The organism is Acidovorax delafieldii (assembly GCF_007993815.1).
Classification (GTDB): domain Bacteria; phylum Pseudomonadota; class Gammaproteobacteria; order Burkholderiales; family Burkholderiaceae_C; genus Acidovorax; species Acidovorax delafieldii.
This window is the reverse complement of record NZ_VJWE01000014.1, coordinates 37,624-56,407: the sequence shown is the minus strand read 5'-3', so window position 1 is coordinate 56,407 and position 18,784 is coordinate 37,624. Positions and strand designations below refer to the sequence as shown.

At 63.9% G+C, this 18,784-nt stretch carries 18 protein-coding genes; 16 read left to right on the top strand and 2 right to left on the bottom strand.

The genetic code is table 11. The features are described 5' to 3' along the window. Nucleotides 1–40 precede the first annotated feature (40 nt). The 3 genes from ATF69_RS14255 (at nucleotide 41) to ATF69_RS14245 (ending at nucleotide 3,584) form a co-directional block, all read left to right on the top strand. On the top strand, nucleotides 41–1,030 hold the full coding sequence (locus tag ATF69_RS14255) for a Bug family tripartite tricarboxylate transporter substrate binding protein (RefSeq protein WP_056064424.1): 990 nt from the start codon (nucleotides 41–43) through the stop codon (nucleotides 1,028–1,030). Nucleotides 1,031–1,144: 114 nt separating this feature from the next. Beyond that, on the top strand, nucleotides 1,145–1,948 hold the full coding sequence (locus ATF69_RS14250; RefSeq protein WP_146871568.1) for an enoyl-CoA hydratase/isomerase family protein: 804 nt from the start codon (nucleotides 1,145–1,147) through the stop codon (nucleotides 1,946–1,948). A gap of 82 nt (nucleotides 1,949–2,030) precedes the next feature. Continuing rightward, nucleotides 2,031–3,584, top strand: a complete 1,554-nt coding sequence (locus ATF69_RS14245; RefSeq protein ID WP_146871367.1) for a malonate--CoA ligase — start codon at nucleotides 2,031–2,033, stop codon at nucleotides 3,582–3,584. A 53-nt stretch (nucleotides 3,585–3,637) separates the two neighbouring features. On the opposite strand, the gene ATF69_RS14240 is transcribed toward ATF69_RS14245, so the two are convergent. After that, nucleotides 3,638–4,597: a LysR substrate-binding domain-containing protein gene (locus ATF69_RS14240; RefSeq protein ID WP_146871366.1), complete on the bottom strand. Its 960-nt coding sequence runs from the start codon at nucleotides 4,595–4,597 to the stop codon at nucleotides 3,638–3,640. Between the two features lie 227 nt (nucleotides 4,598–4,824). Here ATF69_RS14240 and ATF69_RS14235 point away from each other — a divergent pair, with 227 nt between their 5' ends. From ATF69_RS14235 to ATF69_RS14210, 6 genes are all read left to right on the top strand, one after another. Beyond that, on the top strand, nucleotides 4,825–6,057 hold the full coding sequence (locus ATF69_RS14235) for a metal-dependent hydrolase family protein (RefSeq protein ID WP_056064414.1): 1,233 nt from the start codon (nucleotides 4,825–4,827) through the stop codon (nucleotides 6,055–6,057). A gap of 49 nt (nucleotides 6,058–6,106) precedes the next feature. Further along, a complete protein-coding gene (locus ATF69_RS14230) occupies nucleotides 6,107–7,327 on the top strand; it encodes an ABC transporter substrate-binding protein (RefSeq protein WP_099730657.1) in 1,221 nt (406 codons plus the stop codon). Nucleotides 7,328–7,419: 92 nt separating this feature from the next. Continuing rightward, nucleotides 7,420–8,295, top strand: a complete 876-nt coding sequence (locus tag ATF69_RS14225) for a branched-chain amino acid ABC transporter permease (RefSeq protein WP_146871365.1) — start codon at nucleotides 7,420–7,422, stop codon at nucleotides 8,293–8,295. Nucleotides 8,296–8,307: 12 nt separating this feature from the next. Next, a complete protein-coding gene (locus tag ATF69_RS14220) occupies nucleotides 8,308–9,189 on the top strand; it encodes a branched-chain amino acid ABC transporter permease (RefSeq protein WP_099741468.1) in 882 nt (293 codons plus the stop codon). Continuing rightward, nucleotides 9,186–9,956 (top strand): ABC transporter ATP-binding protein, encoded by a 771-nt coding sequence (locus ATF69_RS14215; protein WP_146871364.1) that lies wholly within the window; start codon nucleotides 9,186–9,188, stop codon nucleotides 9,954–9,956. Before ATF69_RS14220 ends, ATF69_RS14215 begins: the two co-directional genes overlap by 4 nt. Continuing rightward, nucleotides 9,953–10,666, top strand: a complete 714-nt coding sequence (locus ATF69_RS14210) for an ABC transporter ATP-binding protein (protein WP_099730654.1) — start codon at nucleotides 9,953–9,955, stop codon at nucleotides 10,664–10,666. Before ATF69_RS14215 ends, ATF69_RS14210 begins: the two co-directional genes overlap by 4 nt. 122 nt (nucleotides 10,667–10,788) lie before the next feature. On the opposite strand, the gene ATF69_RS14205 is transcribed toward ATF69_RS14210, so the two are convergent. Continuing rightward, a complete protein-coding gene (locus ATF69_RS14205; RefSeq protein ID WP_056747152.1) occupies nucleotides 10,789–11,232 on the bottom strand; it encodes a universal stress protein in 444 nt (147 codons plus the stop codon). Between the two features lie 108 nt (nucleotides 11,233–11,340). Between ATF69_RS14205 and ATF69_RS14200 the strand changes: the two genes are divergently transcribed. From ATF69_RS14200 to ccoG, 7 genes are all read left to right on the top strand, one after another. Next, a complete protein-coding gene (locus tag ATF69_RS14200; RefSeq protein WP_244303739.1) occupies nucleotides 11,341–13,848 on the top strand; it encodes a heavy metal translocating P-type ATPase in 2,508 nt (835 codons plus the stop codon). Next, the gene (gene ccoS, locus ATF69_RS14195; protein ID WP_010460651.1) at nucleotides 13,848–13,985 is read left to right on the top strand and encodes a cbb3-type cytochrome oxidase assembly protein CcoS; all 138 of its coding nucleotides are present in this window, start codon (nucleotides 13,848–13,850) and stop codon (nucleotides 13,983–13,985) included. The genes ATF69_RS14200 and ccoS overlap by 1 nt, the downstream gene beginning before the upstream one ends. Before the next feature lie 64 nt (nucleotides 13,986–14,049). Further along, nucleotides 14,050–15,489, top strand: coding sequence for a cytochrome-c oxidase, cbb3-type subunit I (ccoN, locus tag ATF69_RS14190; RefSeq protein WP_056747153.1), 1,440 nt, complete (start codon nucleotides 14,050–14,052; stop codon nucleotides 15,487–15,489). A gap of 18 nt (nucleotides 15,490–15,507) precedes the next feature. After that, nucleotides 15,508–16,140: a cytochrome-c oxidase, cbb3-type subunit II gene (ccoO, locus tag ATF69_RS14185; protein WP_056747154.1), complete on the top strand. Its 633-nt coding sequence runs from the start codon at nucleotides 15,508–15,510 to the stop codon at nucleotides 16,138–16,140. Between the two features lie 16 nt (nucleotides 16,141–16,156). Next, nucleotides 16,157–16,294, top strand: coding sequence for a CcoQ/FixQ family Cbb3-type cytochrome c oxidase assembly chaperone (locus ATF69_RS14180; protein WP_015014811.1), 138 nt, complete (start codon nucleotides 16,157–16,159; stop codon nucleotides 16,292–16,294). Nucleotides 16,295–16,318: 24 nt separating this feature from the next. After that, nucleotides 16,319–17,233 carry a cytochrome-c oxidase, cbb3-type subunit III gene (gene ccoP / locus ATF69_RS14175; RefSeq protein WP_056064389.1) on the top strand — a complete coding sequence of 305 codons (915 nt, stop codon included), beginning with the start codon at nucleotides 16,319–16,321 and terminating at the stop codon, nucleotides 17,231–17,233. Nucleotides 17,234–17,314: 81 nt separating this feature from the next. Further along, complete coding sequence (gene ccoG / locus ATF69_RS14170) at nucleotides 17,315–18,760, top strand: cytochrome c oxidase accessory protein CcoG (protein WP_056064386.1); 1,446 nt, start codon at nucleotides 17,315–17,317, stop codon at nucleotides 18,758–18,760. Nucleotides 18,761–18,784 lie beyond the last annotated feature (24 nt).

Sequence of the window (18,784 nt, the reverse complement as noted above, 5' to 3'; positions counted from 1 at the left end):
ACCAGTGACCGCGTATTTTTACAACGACAGGAGACAAGGAATGACTGATTTGCGAATCCAACGCCGGGGTGTATTGCTCGGCGCGGCGGCTGCAGGCCTGGGCTTGGCCAGCAGCAACAGCTGGGCCCAAAGCACCTGGCCCAGCAAGCCCGTGACGGTGGTGGTGCCGTTCCCTGCCGGTGGCGGCACCGATGCGTTTGCCCGGCCGCTGGCTGCGCAGTTTTCCAAAAGCACGGGCAAGACGCTGGTGATCGACAACCGGGGTGGCGCCGGGGGCACGCTGGGTGCCAGCATTGCGTCCAAGGCGGCGCCCGATGGCTACACGCTGTTCATGGGCGCCGTGCACCACGCGATTGCCCCTGCGATGTACCCCAAGCTCGACTACGACATCGAGAAAGACTTCATTCCCCTGGCGTTGCTGGCCAACGTGCCCCAGGTGCTGGTGGTCAATCCCAAGACGCCGTCCACCAACTTCAAGCAGTTTCTGGACTACATCAAGCGCAACCCTGCCAAGCTCAACTACGGTTCGGCCGGAGCAGGCACCTCGCACCATCTGGCGGGTGAGCTGTTCAAGCAGCAGACGGGCACCTTCATCACCCACATCCCCTACCGAGGCGCGGGCCCCGCGCTGCAGGATCTCATTGGCGGCAACGTGGACATGATGTTCGACGGCCTGGGCTCGTCAGCCAATCACATCAAGAGCGGCCGTATCAAGGCGCTGATGGTGTCCGGCGCCAAGCGCAACCCCGCATTCCCCGACGTACCCTGCGCCTCCGAAGTGGGCCTGCCCGACTACACCGTGACCACCTGGTACGGCCTGTGGGCGCCCAAAGGCACACCGGCCGACGTGCAGGCCCGCATCGTGGACGAGATCAAGCGCCTGGGCACCGCCGATGAACTCAAGGCCGTGTGGGCCAGCAACGGCGCGGATTACGGCGGCATGACGCAGCAGCAGTTTGGCGCGTTTGTGAGCAGCGAGGTCAAGCGCTGGGCGGCGGTGGTGAAGGCGTCTGGCGCAAAGCTGGACTAACCCCCAAGGAGAACGCCATCCGTGGCCTGCCAAAGCCAGTTCCACGGTGGCGCTGGCGATGGCATGGCGGGGTGAGAAGGTCGTGGGCGGTATGTGAAGGAAATGGATACCAGGATGTCGGGTGAAGTGTTGATGAATGCTGGTGAGGGCGGGGTGGTGCATGTCACCCTGCGCCACACCGGGCGGCTGAACGCCATGTCGCGGCCCATGTGGGGGCAGTTGCGTGCGGTGTTTGAAGATGTGCAGCGCTCTGCCGATGCGCGCTGTGTGCTCATCGCGGGCGAGGGCGGGGCGTTCTGTGCGGGCGGAGACATTTCGGAGTACCCCGGCTTCCGTTTTGATGCGGCCGCGCTGCGCGACTTTCATGAAAACGACGTGTGGGGCGGGCTCAATGCCATGCTTCAGTGCGACGTGCCCATCGTGGCCCAGATCAGCGGCGCCTGCATGGGCGCAGGCGTGGAGATTGCCAGCTGCTGCGACATCCGGGTGGCGGGCAATGGCGCGCGTTTTGGCGCACCGATTGCCAAGCTGGGTTTTCCGATGGCCCCGCGCGAGGCGCAGCTGGTGGCAGGTGCAGTGGGCGACGTGACCGCACGCCAGATGCTGCTGGAGGCCGCCACCTTCAGCGCTCCCGACATGCTGGCACGCGGCTTTTTGAGCCGCGTGGTGGCCGACGACATGGTGGCCACCGAAGCCCTGGGCAGTGCCCAGCGCATTGCCGCGCTGGCGCCCCAGGCCGCCCGCATGAACAAACAGACGTTTCGGGCGCTGAAAGCGCCTGTAGCGCTACAGAATCATGCCTTGTCTGCTATTGAAAACATAGTAAATGGCCCTGCCGACCCCTATGCCTACGCCGCCAGCGCCGAGCACCGCGAAGGGATCTCTGCCTTTCTGGACAAGCGCGCGCCGGTGTTCTGACCGACGCCTCCGTCCCCGCTTTCTCCCATTCAGTCGGTCCCAACCTCTCAACCCAGCCACCCAGCCCATTGAAGTCTGAGCCATGAGCCAACACAACCTCTTCAGCGCCCTGCGCGCCGCGTTCCCGTCCGACCTGGACAGCACTGCCGTTGAGACCACGGCGGCAGACGGCACCCCGCTGTTCTACACCTGGCGCGATCTGGACCGCGCCAGCGCCCGCATCGCCAACCTGCTTGCGTCGCTCAAGCTGCCCGAAGGCAGCCGCGTGGCCGTGCAGGTCGAAAAGTCGGTCGAAGCCATGGCGCTGTACCTGGCCACGCTGCGTGCGGGCTACGTCTTTTTGCCGCTCAACACCGCCTACCAAAGCGCCGAGATCGAATACTTCATCGGCAACGCCGAGCCGGCCGTGGTGGTGTGCTCGCCCGGCAACTTTGGCTGGGTCAGCAAGATTGCCTTCACCCTGGGCACGCAGCATGTCTTCACCCTGGGTGACGACCGCACCGGCAGCCTGCTGGAGCGTGCAGCGCACTACGGCGACGAGCACCAGGCCGTGTCCCGCAGCGCCGACGACCTGGCCGCCATCCTGTACACCAGCGGCACCACCGGCCGCAGCAAGGGCGCCATGCTCACGCACGGCAACATGCTCAGCAATGCCGTCATGCTCAAGGACTATTGGGGGTGGAAGAAGGGCGACGTGCTCATCCACGCGCTGCCCATCTTCCACGTGCACGGCCTGTTCGTGGCCATCCATGGCGCGCTCATCAACGGCAGCAAGATGATCTGGATGGCCAAGTTCGACCCCAAGGCCGTCATCGCCGCCATGCCCCGCGCCACCGTGTTCATGGGCGTGCCCACACTGTACGTGCGCATGCTGGCCGAGCCCGGCCTGACCAAAGAGGCCGTCAAGAACATGCGCCTGTTCATCGCAGGCTCTGCACCGCTGCTGATCGAAACCTTCAAGGAATGGCAGCAACGCACCGGCCACACCATCCTGGAGCGCTACGGCATGAGCGAAACCATCATGCTCGCCAGCAACCCCTACAGCGCCGACCAGCGCTACCAGGGCCAGGACGAACGCCGTGGCGGCACCGTGGGCTTCCCCCTGCCGGGTGTGAGCCTGCGTGTGCAGGGCGATGATGGCAAAGACCTGCCCGTGGGCGAGATCGGCGGCATCCAGGTCAAGGGCCCCAACGTGTTCAAGGGCTACTGGCGCATGCCCGAAAAGACCGCCGAAGAGTTCACGAAGGATGGCTACTTCAAGACCGGCGACGTGGGCAAGGTGGACGAGCGCGGCTACGTGCACATTGTGGGCCGCAGCAAAGACCTGATCATCAGCGGCGGCTACAACGTCTACCCCGCAGAGATCGAGGGCTACATCAACGACATGCCCGGTGTGGCCGAAAGCGCCCTGGTCGGCGTGCCGCACCCTGACTTTGGCGAAGTGGGCGTGGCCGTGGTCATTGCCAAACCCGGCGCCAAGCTGGATGCCGATGCCGTCGTGGCCCAGCTCAAGTCGCAGTTGGCCAACTTCAAGATCCCCAAGAAGTGCTTTGTGGTGTCCGAGCTGCCGCGCAACACCATGGGCAAGGTGCAAAAGAACCTGCTGCGGGATCAGTACAAAGGGTTGTTCGCCTGAGGCAGACCCGCGAGTGGAGGCCTTCGCACTGGCAAAAATAGTGTGAACAGGCCCTAGCCCGCTGCAGAGGCCTGGGGGTTGCAGAAAATGCAGGGCGTGGCGGCTGGCGCCGCGGTGCCCTCGGCATGGTTGCAGCAGTGTTCCAGCCACCCCGCCACCAGCCGGTACACCGACAAATTGGTGCGTGCCGTGGGCGCGCACAGGTAGTAGCCCAGCGGGCTGTCAAAGCGGTCTTTCAGGGGCTCTACCAGAGTGCCTGCCTGCAATTCGTCTTCCACCAGGCAGGTGGGCACGATGCCTACACCAAAGCCTGAAACCGCTGCGCGGATGATGAGTGAATACAGGTTGAAGCCCGGCCCGAACCGGCTGGCGCTGGTGTCCAGGCCGTGTGCTTCCATCCAGTCCTGCCAGGCCAGGGGCACCTCAATGTGCTGCAGCAGTGTGGCGCGCATCAAATCTTGCGGGGTGTTCAGGGGCAGGGCGGCCTGCAGTTGCGGGCTGCACACGATGCTGGTTTCCTTGCCAATCAGGTAGCGCGCATTGGCGCTGGGCCAGTTGCCGTAGCCGTACTGGATGGCCGCGTCGAATTCATGCGGTGTCGCAAAGTCGTGCGCGTGCTGGTAACGCACAAAGTTCAGCGACACCTGCGGCAGCGTGCGCTTGAAGTGGCCCAGGCGCGGAAACAGCCACTGCGCCGCAAACGTGGGCGGCACGGACAGGTTGAGCGAGCCGCCATCGCCCCCGTAAGACATGAGCTGTGCCGTGGCGGATTCCAGCGCGGCCATGGCCGGGCGGGTGGCGTTGAGGTAGGTGGCCCCCGCCTCGGTCAGCTCCAGCCCGGTGGCTTTGCGGATGAACAGCTTCTGGCCCAGGTAGTCCTCCAGCGCCGCGATGTGGCGGCTGATGGCGCTTTGTGTCACGCACAGCTCGCGCGCTGCCATGGTGAAGGCCTGGTGCTTGGCGGCGGAGTGAAAGGCGTTCAGCTCAGAGATGGTGGGGCACAGGCGGCGCATAGATGTGGCCTAGGGGGTATGAGTAGGGCTCATGGGATGGTGAGATTTTAGGCGTTGCGGATAAGGTCAATTGGCCCGATAAATGCGTCCTGTGACAGCAACGTGTCAAGCGCCACACTCTGTAGATGCTGCAATGCACCAGATGGATGCTTGATGGTCTTCATGGCCCTCTGAAAAAGCAGGCTATGAGTAATTTTGAAGCCATCGCGCCCACTTTGACGAATCTCATGACCTCTTTGTTGATTGAAAACAGCCGTGTGCTGGATGTCCACGCACTCACACTGCGCACCGGCCTGTCCGTTCTGGTGCAGGACGGCCGCATTGCGGCGGTAGGCACCGACCTGCAGGTGCCAGAAGGGACCACCACGCTCGACGCCAAGGGCATGACCCTGATGCCCGGCCTGATCGACTGCCACGTGCACGTGGTGGCGTCTTCGTTCAACTTGGGCGCCGTGGCCAAGATGCCCAACGTGTTCACCATGATGCGCTCGCTGCCCATCATGAAGGGCATGCTGGAGCGGGGCTTTACCACCGTGCGTGATGCGGGCGGCGCCGACTGGTCGCTGGCCGAGGCGGTGCGCACGGGGCTGGTGCAGGGGCCACGCATCTTCCCTGCGGGCAAGGCGTTGTCGCAAACCGGCGGGCATGCGGATTTCCGCCAGCGCAACGATGACCTGGATGTGTGTTCGTGCGCCTACAAGCTGGGCAACATCGGCCGCGTGGTCGATGGCGTGGATGCTTGCCGCCTGGCGGTGCGTGAAGAAATTCTGAAGGGCGCCACACAGATCAAGGTGATGGCTTCGGGCGGCGTGGCCTCGCCCAACGACCCAATTGGCAACCTGGGCTATTCCGAGGCCGAGCTGCACGCCATTGTGGAAGAGGCATCCAATGCCAACACCTATGTCATGGCCCACGCCTACACGCCCCGCGCCATTGCCCGCGCCGTGCGCTGCGGCGTGCGCACCATTGAGCACGGCAATCTGGTGGATGTGCCGACGGCAGAGTTCATGGCCGAGATGGGCGCTTTCATGGTGCCCACGCTCATCACCTACGAGGGCCTGGCCAACGAGGGCGAGCGTTATGGCCTGCCTGCGGTGTCGATTGCCAAGATCGATTCGGTACGTGGGCAGGGCAAGCAGGCCATCGAGATCCTGGCCAAGGCGGGCGTGAAGATGGGCCTGGGCAGCGACTTGCTGGCCGAGACGCATTACCTGCAGTCGGACGAGTTGCGCCTGCGCGCGGAGATTCTGGGCAATGGCCCGGTGCTGCAACAGGCCACGCTGATTGGCGCGGAGATTCTGGGCCAGCAAGGCCAGCTGGGCGAAGTCACGGCCGGTGCCATTGCCGACATCTTGCTGGTCGATGGCAACCCGCTCACCGACATCACCTGCCTGCTGAACCAGGGCGAGCGCATTCGCGCCATCGCCAAGGACGGCGTGTGGGTCAAGAACACCCTTTGAGTCCCTTTCACCCCCTCACCCCCATCCCATCCCCCTACCGGAGATCACCATGCAACGTAGAAATTTCGTCAAGCTCGGCGGCGCCGCAGCGGCTCTGCAGTTCCTTCCCTCCATCGGTTTCAGCCAGCAAGGTGAGGTGTTTCGGATTGGCTCGCTCACGCCCATCACCGGCGCAGGCAGCCCCTACGGCCCGGGCATGCAGCAGGCCATCCGCCTGGCAGTGGATGAGGTCAATGCCGCGGGCGGCGCGGGTGGACGCAAGCTCGAACTCTTCACCGAAGATGACCAGACCAAGCCGGACGCGGCCGTGCTGGCCGCCAAGAAGCTGATCGAGGTGAACAAGGTGCAGGCGGTGCTGGGCACCTGGGCCTCGGGCGTGACGCTGGCAGTGATGCCGCTGACCGACGCGGCAGGCATCATCCAGATGAACGTGTCGGGCGCGCCCGCCATTTCCACGCTGGACACCAAGGACCTGGTGTGGCGCTTTCAGGCCACCAACGACCGCTTTGGCGCGGCCTTTGCCGAGATTTGCACCAAGCGCGGCTTCAAGCGCCCGGCCACCATGGCGTTCAACAACGCATCCGGCCTGGGCAACGTGGAAGGCTTCACGAAGGCCTGGGAGAAACGCGGCGGCAAGGTGGCGGCCCATGTCACTTACGAACCCAGCCGCCCCAGCTACCGCAGCGAGCTGCAGAAGATCCTGGCCGCCAAGCCGGATGTGATCGTGATGGGCTCGTACCTGCCCGACACCACCATCATCCTGCGCGAGTGGTTCCAGTCCGGTGCCGATACCAAGTGGATCATCCCCGGCTGGGCGGCCAACCCCGATCTGGTGAAGGCCCTGGGCGCAGAGGTGTGCGAGGGCATCATCTCGGTGGACACGGTGTCCAACGAAAAGAGCGCTTCCTACGCCCAGTTTGACGCGGCCTTCACCAAGGCCACGGGCAAGGCGGCCTCCACCAACATCTACGCCGCCATGGCGTACGACATGGTGATCTCGCTGGCGCTGGCCATGGAGGCTGCTGGTCCCAAGGCCACGGTAGAGCAGATCAACGCCAAGATGCGCGATGTCTCCAACGCCCCCGGCACGGCCGTGTTCACCTTTGCCGAAGGCAAGGCGCAACTGGCCAAGAAGGCCAAGGTGAACTACGAAGGCGCATCGAGCAAGCTGGACTTTGACAAGGCGGGTGATGTGACGCCGGACTTTGGCGTGTTCATCATCGAAAAGGGCCAGCTGGTGCGGCGCGACGTGGTGTCCATCACGATGTGATGGACCGCGCCCGGTGCGCCTGCCAGGTGCAGGCCCCGGGCATTTTTTTGCGGCGCACAGCGCAGATGTGCATGGGATGACGGAATGACGCAATGACCTGGATCGACTTTGTAAACCTGCTGATCAACGGATTGATCGAAGGCCTGGTGGTGGCACTGCCTGCCCTGGCCATGACCCTGGTGATGGGCGTCAACCGCTTTCCCAACGCAGCCACGGGCGACATGCTCACCACCGGCGCCTACGCTGCCGTGGCGGTGCAGCTGTTGGGGGGCTGGCCGCTGTGGGCGGCGGCGCTCATCAGCATGTTGGTCACGGCCGTGGTGTCGGCGGGCTCGTACACGCTGATCTTTCGCAAGCTGGCCGGGCGGCCCATGGTGTCGTCCATGCTCGCGGCCATTGGCCTCGGGTTTTTGCTGCGCAGTCTGATCGGTTTTTTTGCCGGGCATGACCAGCGCACGTTTGACCTGCCCCTGGTGCGCGCCTGGAACTTTGGTGGCATTCGCGTGTTGCCCACGGACCTGGCCATTGCGGCGGTGGCCGCCGTTTGCCTGCTGGTGGTGTTTGTGCTGATCTACCGCACCAGCTTTGGCCGCCAACTGCGCGCCGTGGCCGACAGTGCGGACTTGGCACGCGCCAGCGGCATCCGCGCCAATGGGTTGATGCTTAGTTTGTGGCTGCTGGTGGGCGCGTTGTCATCACTGGGTGGCGTGCTGCTGGGCATGAAGGCCGTGGTCAGCCCCGAGATGGGGTGGGAGAGCCTGATCCCCGCGTTTGCCGCCATGGTGCTGGGCGGCATCGGTAGCCCGGTGGGCGCGGTGCTGGGTGCGCTGCTGCTGTGTGTGGCGCAAGAGCTGGCGGTGCCGCTGATGGGGCCGTCATACAAGCTGGTGCTGTCGTTTATGGTGTTGGCCCTGGTGCTGCTGGTGCGCCCGGCGGGCATCATGGGCCGCGTGCAACTGGTGCGGTAAGGAGTTCGACCGATGATTGCTTACCTGTGTGCCATTGGCATCGTTGCGCTTATCTATTGCCTGCTGGCGCTGGGCCTGAACTTGCAGTTCGGCCTGACCCGGCTGGTCAACTTTGGCGTCGTGGCGTTCTTTGCCGTGGGCGCCTACACCTCGGGCCTGCTGGCGCTGCAAGGCGTGCCGCTGGTGCTGTGTTTTGTGGCGGCGGCTGTGCTCTCGGGCTTGCTGGCGCTGCCCATTGGCCTGCTGTCGCTGCGACTGCGGGATGACTACCTGGCCATCGTGACGCTGGGCTTTTCGGAGGCGGTGCGCATCTCCATCCAGCAAGAAAGCTGGCTGACCAAGGGCGTGCAGGGCTTGCCCGGCTTGCCCAAGCTGTTTGCGTCCTGGGGCAGCGGCGTGTCGGACATGGCGATTTTTGCCACACTGCTGGCGGTGGTTGCTGTGGTGGCCTGGGGCACGGTGCGCCTGGCGGCCAGCCCGTTTGGGCGGCTGCTCAAGGCCATTGGCGACGACGAGCCCGCGTTGTCGGCCCTGGGTAAGGACCCGGCCTGGTTCAAGGTGCAGGTGTTCATGCTGGGGGCGGCGCTGGCGGGTGTAGCGGGGGCGTTCTATGCGCACTTCATCACCTTCATCACGCCAGAGCAGTTCATCCCGCTCATCACGTTCTATGTGTGGATGGGACTGGTGATGGGCGGCTCGGGCACGGTGCGCGGTGCGGTGTTTGGCTCGTTGCTGCTCATGGTGTTTCTGGAGGGCTCGCGCTTTGCCAAGGACTGGGTGCCGGGCGTGTCAGAAGTTGGCATGGCCAGCCTGCGTTTGGCTGCGGTGGGCCTGGCGCTGATTCTGGTCACCCTGTACAAGCCCAACGGCCTGTTTGGAGGCAAAACCCAATGACCGCAACAACGATGCTGAAGGTGGAGGCCGTCACGCGGCAATTCGGGGGCTTCAAGGCGGTGGACGGTGTGTCGCTGCAATTGAACGCAGGTGAGATTCTGGGCATTGCAGGCACCAACGGTGCGGGCAAGAGCACACTGTTTGCCGCCATTGCCGGGCAGCAGCCAGCGGATGCAGGGCAGATCGAGTTTGACGGGCAGGACATCACCCGCATGCCCCCCTACCGCCGCGCGCGGCTGGGGCTGGTGCGCACGTTCCAGATTCCGCGCGAGTTCAAGAGCCTCACGGTGCACGAGAACCTGATGGCCGCTGCCGCGAACCCGCAAGGGGAGCGGCTGGTGAATGCCTTCTTCCAGACGCGCAGTCTGCGCGAGCACGAGGCGCGGTTGTCTGCCAAGGCGGACCGCATCCTGCAGTTTTTGAACCTGGCGCGGGTGCGCGATGTGAAGGCGGGGGGCTTGTCGGGCGGGCAGAAGAAGCTGGTGGAGTTGGGCCGGGTGCTGATGCTGGACCCGCGCTGCATCTTGCTGGACGAGCCGTTTGCCGGGGTGAACCCGGTGCTGATCGAAGAGATCTGTGACCGCGTGCGCGAGCTGAACGGGCAGGGCATTGCGTTCATCGTGATCGAGCACCACCTGCAGGCGCTCAAGTCGCTGTCCAACCGCATGATCGTGATGGACCGGGGCTCCATCCTGGCCGAGGGCGACCCGCACACGGTGCTGGAGGACCCGCGTGTGCAGGAAGCCTACATGGGAGGGGTGGTATGAGCGGCGCAAACAACTTGCTGCAGATCGCGCAATTGCGCGGCGGGTATTCCGAGGTGGACATCATCCACGGCATTGACCTGGCCGTGGCGCCGGGCGAGATCGTGACCATTGCAGGCACCAACGGCGCGGGCAAATCCACGCTGGTGAAGGCGCTGCTGGGCCTGTTGCCGCGCGTGGCGGGCACCATCCACCTGGGTGGGCGCGACATCACAGCCTTGTCGGCCGAAGACCGCTTTGACGCAGGGCTGGCCTACGTGCCGCAGGTGGCCAATGTGTTCCCGTCGCTCACCGTGCGCGAGAACCTGTTGGTGGTGCGCGGGGTGGCAAACATCAAGCGCCGCATGGACGAGGTGCTGGCCGACTTCCCGGCGCTGGTGGAACGGTTGCCTCAGCCCGCCAGCAACCTCTCGGGCGGCGAGCGCCAGCAGCTCGCCTTTGCGCGGGCACTCATGCCGTCGCCCCGCATCATGGTGCTGGACGAACCGACGGCAGCGCTGGCGCCCTCGCTGGTGGGCAAGGTGTTTGACATGGTGCAAAAGCTGCCCGCCGCAGGCGTGGCGGTGCTGATGGTGGAGCAGCGCGCGCGCCAGGCGCTGCAGATCAGCCAGCAGGGCTACATCCTGGACCAGGGGCGCTGCGTGCTGCAAGGCCCGGCGCAGGGGCTGCTGGCCGATGAGCGCATGGCGCAGCTTTACCTGGGCAACCACTGAGCCACAGGGCACCCGGCCCTGAATGAAGAACACCGAGGAGGCTGCACGCCTGCTCGGTGTTCTGCTATATATTCAATAGCTACTAGCGCATGTTGTACTAGCGCTAGCGGCTGTTTTGATGCTTAGCGAAGCACCAGCACAGGGATGTGCGAATGCGTCAGCACATGCTGCGTTTCGCTGCCTAGCAGCAGGCGCTTGAGGCCCTTGCGGCCGTGCGATGCCATCACGATCAGGTCGCACTTGTGCTTTTTGGCGGCAGCAATCACGGCTTCGGCCACCAGGTCGGACTTGGCGACCACAGCCTTCACTGTCACGCCTTGCGCGCCGCCTTGGGCTTTCACGCCATCGACCATGGCCTGTGCGGCATCGCCCCACTGGGCTTCGATGCGTTTGACGTCGTTCATGTCCACCGGCATGCCGCCTTCAAAGTAGCTGCGGGGGTAGCGGGGCACCACCTTGAGGGCGACCACGGTGGCGCCGGTCAGTGCGGCCAGGGACAGGCCATGTTCCACCGCTTTGTCCGACAGAGGGGATCCGTCTGTAGCGATCAGGATGCGTTTGTACATAAAAGGGCTCCTCAAAGTGATGGAACAAGCTTAGGATGAATCATGTTCCGGGGCTTGATCCAGGTCAATGTAGTTGTCATGCCCCACAGATAGGCTTGAACCATGTCCATGTTTCAACCCGGTGCGCCGGCTTCTTCTGCGGTGCATCCTTCTGACAGCGTGGCAGATCCGTTGCCGCCGCAGCGGGTAGAGCTGCTGGATGACCCCCAGGAATGGCTGGCGTTCGGCCGACCCTGCACCCCTGCCGGTAGCCCCTTGCCAGGTGGCGCCACCGACCCTGCAACGGCCGACGGTGCAGCCACCGCATGGGACTCCCATGTGGTGCTGGAGGGCATGCACTGCGCGGCCTGTGCCCTCACGATCGAAGACGCCCTGCGGGCCGTGCCCGGCGTGTTGCAAGCCGATGTGAGCGCCGCTACGCGCCGGGCGCGCGTGGTGTGGCAGCCTGGCCGGGTATTGCCGTCGCAGTGGATGGAGGCCGTGCGCCACGCGGGTTACCGTGCCATGCCCGCCATGGATGCGTTTGCGCGCGACCAGCGCCTGCGCGAGAGCCGCCGTGCGCTGTGGCGCTGGCTGGTGGCGGGCTTTTGCATGATGCAGGTGATGATGTATGCGTGGCCCGCCTACGTGGCACAGCCGGGCGACCTGTCGGGCGAGATGGAGCAGCTGTTGCGCTGGGCCTCCTGGGTCATCACGCTGCCCATGGTGGTCTTTTCCTGCGGTCCATTTTTTACCAGCGCGCTGCGAGACATTCGCCTGCGCCGCGTCAGCATGGACCTGCCTGTGGCGTTGGGCATGGCCATCACGTTCGTGGTCAGCACCGCTGGCACTTTTGACCCTGCAGGCATCTTTGGCAAGGAGGTGTACTACGACTCCTTGACCATGTTCGTGTTCTTCCTGCTCACCGGCCGCTGGCTGGAGCTGCGCCTGCGGGATCGCACGGCGGGTGCGCTGGAGGCCGTAATGAACCGCCTGCCCGACAGTGTGGAGCGGCGTGCGGCGGATGGCAGCTTCACCCGCGTGGCCGCGCGGCGCATTGTGGTGGGAGACACCATCCGTGTGCTGCCCGGCGAGGCGTTTCCCGCCGACGGCCGCATCACGGCAGGCAGCACCCACGCCGATGAGGCTCTGCTGACGGGCGAATCCACACCCGTTGCACGCCCTGTCGGCAGCACCGTGACGGCGGGCAGCTACAACCTGCAGGCGCCGGTCGAGGTGCTGGTGGAAGGCACAGGTGGGCAAACCCGCTTTGCGCAGATCGTGGCACTGATGGAGAGCGCATCGCTGCAAAAGCCACGGCTGGCGCAGCTGGCGGACCGCATTGCACGGCCTTTCCTGGTCGCCGTTTTGCTGGCGGCGGCGCTGGCGGCTGCCTATTGGTGGCCGTCGGACCCCGGGCATGCGCTGATGGTGGCGGTGGCCGTGCTCATCGTCACCTGCCCGTGCGCGTTGTCACTGGCCACCCCGGTGGCCATGCTCACGGCGGCAGGCACGCTGGCGCGCCACGGCGTGCTGGTGCGCAATCTGCAGGGGCTGGAGGCGCTGGCCCAGGTAGACACCATGGTGTTTGACAAGACCGGTACGCTGACCCGCGACGGCATGGCGCTGCAAGCGGTGCATCCTGCGGGCGGTTGCAGCGCAGAAGAGGCACTGGACCTGGCCGCAGCGCTCGCGCGCCAGTCCATGCACCCGGCTTCGCGGGCCTTGGCTGCGGCGGCTTCTGCACAGCAGCTGCCGTTGGGGCGTTGGCAGGTGACGGGTCTGCAAGAGGATGCAGGGCAGGGGCTGACTGCTACCGTGGAGGACACCACCGGGGCAGCAGTTGCTCGCACGATCCGCCTGGGCTCTGCCCGCCATGCGGGCGTTGCCAACGATGCCGGCGGTGCTGCGCTGCAGGTCGTGCTCTCTGAGCAATCGGCAGATGGAGTCTTGCGCGAACTGGCCCGCTTTGATCTGGTGGAAGACCTGCGGGCTGAGGCCTCCGCCGTGGTGCACGCCTTGCAGCAGGACGGTGTGGCCGTGCAATTGCTGTCGGGTGACCGCCGGGGTGCAGTGCAGCGGGTGGCCACGCAGGCGGGCATTGCCCAGGCCCAGGGCGAGTGCACTCCGCAAGGCAAGCTGGCCGCGCTGCAGGCACTGCAGTCGCAAGGACACCACGTGGCCATGGTGGGCGATGGCCTCAATGACGGCCCGGTGCTTGCGGGGGCCCATGTCTCTTTTGCCTTCGGCCGCGCAGTGCCACTGGCGCAGTCCCGGGCGGACTTTGTGGTGCTGGGCGACAGCCTGGTGCTGGTGCCGCAAACGGTGCTGCTGGCACGCCGCACCCTGCGCGTGGTGCGCCAGAACCTGTGGTGGGCTGCGGCCTACAACGCGCTGTGTGTGCCGCTGGCGGTGCTGGGCTGGATGCCCGCCTGGCTGGCCGGGCTGGGCATGGCGCTGAGTTCGCTGCTGGTGGTGCTCAACGCAGCGCGCCTGGCGCGCGACCTGCCTTCCTTGCCTGGTTTGCACAGTGCGCCATTGCCCACGGTGGCGTTGCCTGCACGATCCGACCCCATGGCTGGCAGCGCGCCGCAGCCGCCCCTTGATCTTTCCAAGACCCCGCTGGAGCTTGTCTGATGGACATACTTTATTTGCTGATTCCTCTGTCCGTGATGCTGGTGCTTCTGATTCTGGGAGGCCTGTGGTGGGCCGTGTACCACGGCCAGTTCGAGAGCGTAGAACAAGAGGGGGAGCGCATTCTCCGAGACGGTTGACTTGTGTCAATGCCCGATAGCCGCGACTGCAACAAACTCTTACTGCAATACAAAGAGGTGCCCGATGGATTTTCCAAAAACAAATGCTGCGCACTACAACGATACGGTAGTGCGGCAGTTCTCTATCCTGGCCGTGGTGGTGGGGGTGGTCGGCATGCTGGTGGGCGTCATCATCGCCGCCCAGTTGGCCTGGCCAGAACTCAACTTTGGCATTCCGTGGCTGAGTTATGGCCGCTTGCGACCCTTGCACACCAATGCGGTGATCTTTGGTTTTGGCGGCAGCGCGCTGTTTGCTACCAGCTACTACGTGGTGCAGCGCACCTGCCAGGTCCGGCTTTTTGCCGGCCCACTGGCTGCATTCACCTTTTGGGGCTGGGTGCTGGTCATTGCGGCAGCGGTCGTCAGCCTGCCCATGGGTTACACCCAAGGCAAGGAATACGCTGAACTTGAATGGCCCATTGACATCCTGATCACGCTGGTCTGGGTGTCCTATGCCATCGTGTTCTTCGGAACCATTGGCACCCGCAAGGTCAAGCACATCTATGTGGCCAACTGGTTCTTTGGTGCCTTCATCCTGGCCGTGGCTCTGCTGCACCTGGTGAACAGCGCAGCCATCCCTGCGGGCATGATGAAGAGCTACTCGGCCTATGCCGGTGTGCAGGACGCCATGGTGCAATGGTGGTACGGCCACAATGCAGTGGGCTTCTTCCTGACCGCTGGCTTCCTGGGCATGATGTACTACTTCATCCCCAAGCAGGCGGGCCGTCCGGTGTACAGCTACCGCCTATCGATCGTCCACTTCTGGGCGCTGATCTTCACGTACATGTGGGCGGGCCCACACCACCTGCACTACACCGCGCTGCCTGACTGGACGCAATCGGTGGGCATGGTGTTCTCGCTCATCCTGCTGGCCCCCAGCTGGGGCGGCATGATCAACGGCATCATGACCCTGTCGGGCGCATGGCACAAGCTGCGTGACGACCCCATCCTCCGCTTCCTGATCGTGTCGCTGTCGTTCTACGGCATGTCCACGTTCGAAGGCCCGATGATGTCCATCAAGACCGTCAATGCCCTGAGCCACTACACCGACTGGACCATTGGCCACGTGCACTCCGGCGCCCTGGGCTGGGTGGGTCTGATCTCGATGGGTTCGCTGTACTACCTGGTGCCACGCCTGTTCGGCAAGGACAAGATGCACTCTGTCAAAGCGATCGAGCTGCACTTCTGGATGGCCACCATCGGCATCGTGCTGTACATCGCAGCGATGTGGATTGCCGGCGTGATGCAGGGCCTGATGTGGCGCGCGGTCAACCCCGACGGCACCCTGACCTACACATTCGTGGAAAGCGTGAAGGCCACCTATCCCTTCTATGTGATCCGTGTGGCGGGTGGCTTGCTGTACCTGGGCGGCATGCTGGTCATGGCCTGGAACGTGTGGCTGACTGCCATCTCGGGCCGTTCGGTCAAGGTGGCCATTCCTGCTGTGAACGCGGCCCACGCTTGAGTCCGAAGGAGATCATTCATGTCCAACAACAACACATCTGCTTCGACCGGTTTCTCCCATGAAAAGGTGGAGACCAACAACTTTCTGATGATCGTGCTCATCCTGATCGTGATCGCCATTGGCGGTCTGGTCGAGATCGTGCCCCTGTTCTTCCAGAAGTCCACGACCGAGGCGGTCAAGGGTGTGGAGCCCTACAACGCCCTGCAGCTGGCGGGCCGCGACATCTACATCCGCGAGGGTTGCTACAACTGCCATTCGCAGATGATCCGCCCCTTCCGCGCCGAGACGCTGCGCTATGGCCACTACTCGGTGGCAGGCGAGTTTGTGTATGACCACCCCTTCCAGTGGGGCAGCAAGCGCACTGGGCCTGACCTGCACCGCGTGGGTGGCAAGTACAGCGACGAATGGCATCGCATCCACCTGAACAACCCCCGCGATGTGGTGCCCGAGTCCAACATGCCCGCGTACCCCTGGCTCGAAAAGAACCAGGTGGACCCTGCAGTGATGGCTCCCCGCATGAAGGCCCTGCGCACCGTGGGCGTGCCTTACACCGACGAGCAGATCACTGCTGCGGCGGGCGAGGTCAAGGGCAAGACGGAGCAGGACGCGCTCATCGCCTACCTGCAAGTCATGGGCCGTGCGCTCAAGTAAGCAAAGGAGATATCCCATGGACATCACCACCATGCGCATCGTCGCCACCCTGGCATCGATGGCCTGCTTCATTGGCATCTGGGTCTGGGCCTACCGAGGCCGCAACAAGGCCCGGTTCGACGAGGCAGCCCAGCTGCCTTTCGAGACAGATTGACCTTCACCAGAACGAGAACACCCCATGAGTGACTTCACCAGCAATTTCTGGTCGGTCTTTGTGACCACGCTGACCCTGGTCGGCATCATCGCCTGCGGCATCCTGCTTTGGATGGCAGGCCGCAAGAAGGTGGTTGCCACCTCCGACAACACCACCGGCCACGTCTGGGACGAGGACCTGGTTGAAATGAACAACCCCCTGCCGCGCTGGTGGGTGTGGCTGTTCGTCATCACCATCGTCTTTGGCCTGGGCTACCTGGCTGCCTACCCAGGTCTGGGCAGCTTTACCGGCAAGCTCAACTGGACGCAAAAGGGGGAGTACGAAGCCGAAATGGCCAAGGCCAAGACGGAGCTGGAGCCCCTGTATGCCCGCTTTGTATCCATGAAGCCCGAAGACGTGGCCAAGGACCCGCAGGCCCATGCCATTGGCGAGCGCTTGTTCATGAACAACTGCGCGCAGTGCCACGGCTCGGATGCACGCGGCAGCAAGGGCTTCCCGAACCTGACGGACAACGACTGGCTGCATGGCGGCACACCCGAAAAGATCCGCGAGACGCTGGAGAAGGGCCGCATCGGCAACATGCCTCCCATGGCAGCGGCCGTGGGCACCCCAGAAGACGTGCGCAACCTGTCGCATTACGTGTTGAGCCTGTCGGGTAGCCCGCACGACTCGCTGCGTGCATCGCTGGGCAAGTCCAAATTTGCGGCTTGCGCGGCCTGCCACGGCATGGATGGCAAGGGCAACCAGGCACTGGGTGCACCCAATCTGACCGACGATATCTGGCTGCATGGCTGGGGCGAGGCTGCCATCACGGCCATGATCAACAACGGAAAGGTCAACCAGATGCCTGCACAAGCCGAGAAGTTGACCGAGGCGCAGATCGGCGTACTCTCTGCCTATGTGTGGGGCCTGTCGAACAAGCAGGTGGCTGCACGTTGATATGTCCACCGGGCGGTGCTTGAGGCACTGCCCGGGTTTCCTTTTCAAAGTAAGCCTGTCCTCCGTTCATAAAGCGACACCATGAGCACACCCAGCGAGCCTGCTCGCAAGGTCATCCCGATTACGCCAGTCGCCGCCGATGCGTCCTCTGCGGGCGAGATCATCTCGCTGTACGAAGCGCAAAAGAAGATCTACCCGCGCTCGATCAGCGGATTGTTTGCGCGCTGGCGTTGGGGCATGGTGCTTTTGACGCAGCTGGTGTTTTACGGGCTGCCGTGGTTTGAATGGGGCCAGCGCCAGATGGTGCTGTTTGATCTCGGGGCTCGCAGGTTCTACATCTTTGGCCTGGTGCTCTATCCGCAGGATTTCATCTATCTCACCGGCCTTCTGATCATTTCGGCGCTGTCGCTGTTCCTCTTCACCGCCGTGGCAGGGCGCCTTTGGTGTGGCTTTGCCTGTCCGCAGACGGTGTACACCGAAATGTTCATGTGGATCGAGCACAAGATCGAAGGTGATCGCAGTGCCCGCCTCCGTCTGGACAACGGTCCCTGGACGTTCGAGAAGATCCGCAAAAAGTTTCTCAAGCAGGTGGTGTGGATCGCCGTGGCCCTGTGGACCGGGTTCACTTTCGTAGGGTACTTCGTGCCCATCCGCGAACTGGGCAGCGAGCTGCTGGCGTTTGAAGGCGGCTGGCAGATTTTCTGGGTGCTGTTCTACGGTTTTGCCACCTACGGCAACGCAGGCTTCATGCGCGAGCAGGTCTGCAAGTACATGTGCCCCTATGCGCGCTTTCAGAGCGCAATGTTTGATAAAGACACGCTCATCGTCACCTACGACCCTGAGCGTGGCGAGCAGCGCGGCCCGCGCAAGAAGAACATTGACTACAAGGCCCAGGGGCTTGGCGACTGCATTGACTGCTCGCTGTGTGTGCAGGTCTGTCCGGTGGGCATCGATATCCGCAAGGGCTTGCAATATGAGTGCATTGGTTGCGGGTTGTGTGTGGACGCCTGCAATACGGTGATGGACAAGATGCAGTACCCGCGTGGCCTGATCCGCTATTCCACCCAGAACGGCGTGGCCAAGCGCTGGACGCAGTCCCAGATGCTGCGTCGCGTGTTGCGTCCTCGTGTGCTGATCTACACCGCCGTGCTGGTAGCACTGTGCGTTGCCATGCTGGCCAGCCTGGTGGTGCGCACGCCGCTGAAGGTGGATGTCGTGCGTGACCGGGCCGCGCTCTCGCGCATTGTGGCGGGGGGCAAACTGGAGAATATTTACCGGCTGCAGATCATGAATGCCACGGAGGGCGAACAGCGCTACCGCATCAGTGCGCGTGGACTGGAGGGGCTGGAGGTGGCCTCCGAGGTCGAAGTGGATATTGGCGCAGCAGAGTCGCGCTGGGTGGCCGTGCGTTTGCAGATTCCGTACGGTTCCGCCACGTCGGGCTCGCATGCGGTTCAGTTTGACGTGCAGGCCGTAGGGGCAGCTGCCCACGTGACGGAAAAATCCGTGTTTCTTGTGCCGCGTTGAGCGGCATCCCGGTGGGGCCTTTCA

Excerpts from the sequence above, each read along its gene's own strand:
- ccoG (WP_056064386.1), top strand. The coding sequence starts at position 17,315 with ATGAGCACACCCAGCGAGCCTGCTCGCAAGGTCATCCCGATTACGCCA.
- ATF69_RS14205 (WP_056747152.1), bottom strand. The coding sequence starts at position 11,232 with ATGTACAAACGCATCCTGATCGCTACAGACGGATCCCCTCTGTCGGAC.
- ATF69_RS14215 (WP_146871364.1), top strand. The coding sequence starts at position 9,186 with ATGACCGCAACAACGATGCTGAAGGTGGAGGCCGTCACGCGGCAATTC.
- ATF69_RS14235 (WP_056064414.1), top strand. The coding sequence starts at position 4,825 with ATGACCTCTTTGTTGATTGAAAACAGCCGTGTGCTGGATGTCCACGCA.
- ATF69_RS14240 (WP_146871366.1), bottom strand. The coding sequence starts at position 4,597 with ATGCGCCGCCTGTGCCCCACCATCTCTGAGCTGAACGCCTTTCACTCC.
- ATF69_RS14255 (WP_056064424.1), top strand. The coding sequence starts at position 41 with ATGACTGATTTGCGAATCCAACGCCGGGGTGTATTGCTCGGCGCGGCG.
- ATF69_RS14250 (WP_146871568.1), top strand. The coding sequence starts at position 1,145 with ATGTCGGGTGAAGTGTTGATGAATGCTGGTGAGGGCGGGGTGGTGCAT.
- ccoP (WP_056064389.1), top strand. The coding sequence starts at position 16,319 with ATGAGTGACTTCACCAGCAATTTCTGGTCGGTCTTTGTGACCACGCTG.
- ATF69_RS14220 (WP_099741468.1), top strand. The coding sequence starts at position 8,308 with ATGATTGCTTACCTGTGTGCCATTGGCATCGTTGCGCTTATCTATTGC.
- ATF69_RS14200 (WP_244303739.1), top strand. The coding sequence starts at position 11,341 with ATGTTTCAACCCGGTGCGCCGGCTTCTTCTGCGGTGCATCCTTCTGAC.
- ATF69_RS14230 (WP_099730657.1), top strand. The coding sequence starts at position 6,107 with ATGCAACGTAGAAATTTCGTCAAGCTCGGCGGCGCCGCAGCGGCTCTG.
- ccoO (WP_056747154.1), top strand. The coding sequence starts at position 15,508 with ATGTCCAACAACAACACATCTGCTTCGACCGGTTTCTCCCATGAAAAG.
- ATF69_RS14225 (WP_146871365.1), top strand. The coding sequence starts at position 7,420 with ATGACCTGGATCGACTTTGTAAACCTGCTGATCAACGGATTGATCGAA.
- ccoS (WP_010460651.1), top strand. The coding sequence starts at position 13,848 with ATGGACATACTTTATTTGCTGATTCCTCTGTCCGTGATGCTGGTGCTT.
- ATF69_RS14210 (WP_099730654.1), top strand. The coding sequence starts at position 9,953 with ATGAGCGGCGCAAACAACTTGCTGCAGATCGCGCAATTGCGCGGCGGG.
- ATF69_RS14180 (WP_015014811.1), top strand. The coding sequence starts at position 16,157 with ATGGACATCACCACCATGCGCATCGTCGCCACCCTGGCATCGATGGCC.
- ccoN (WP_056747153.1), top strand. The coding sequence starts at position 14,050 with ATGGATTTTCCAAAAACAAATGCTGCGCACTACAACGATACGGTAGTG.
- ATF69_RS14245 (WP_146871367.1), top strand. The coding sequence starts at position 2,031 with ATGAGCCAACACAACCTCTTCAGCGCCCTGCGCGCCGCGTTCCCGTCC.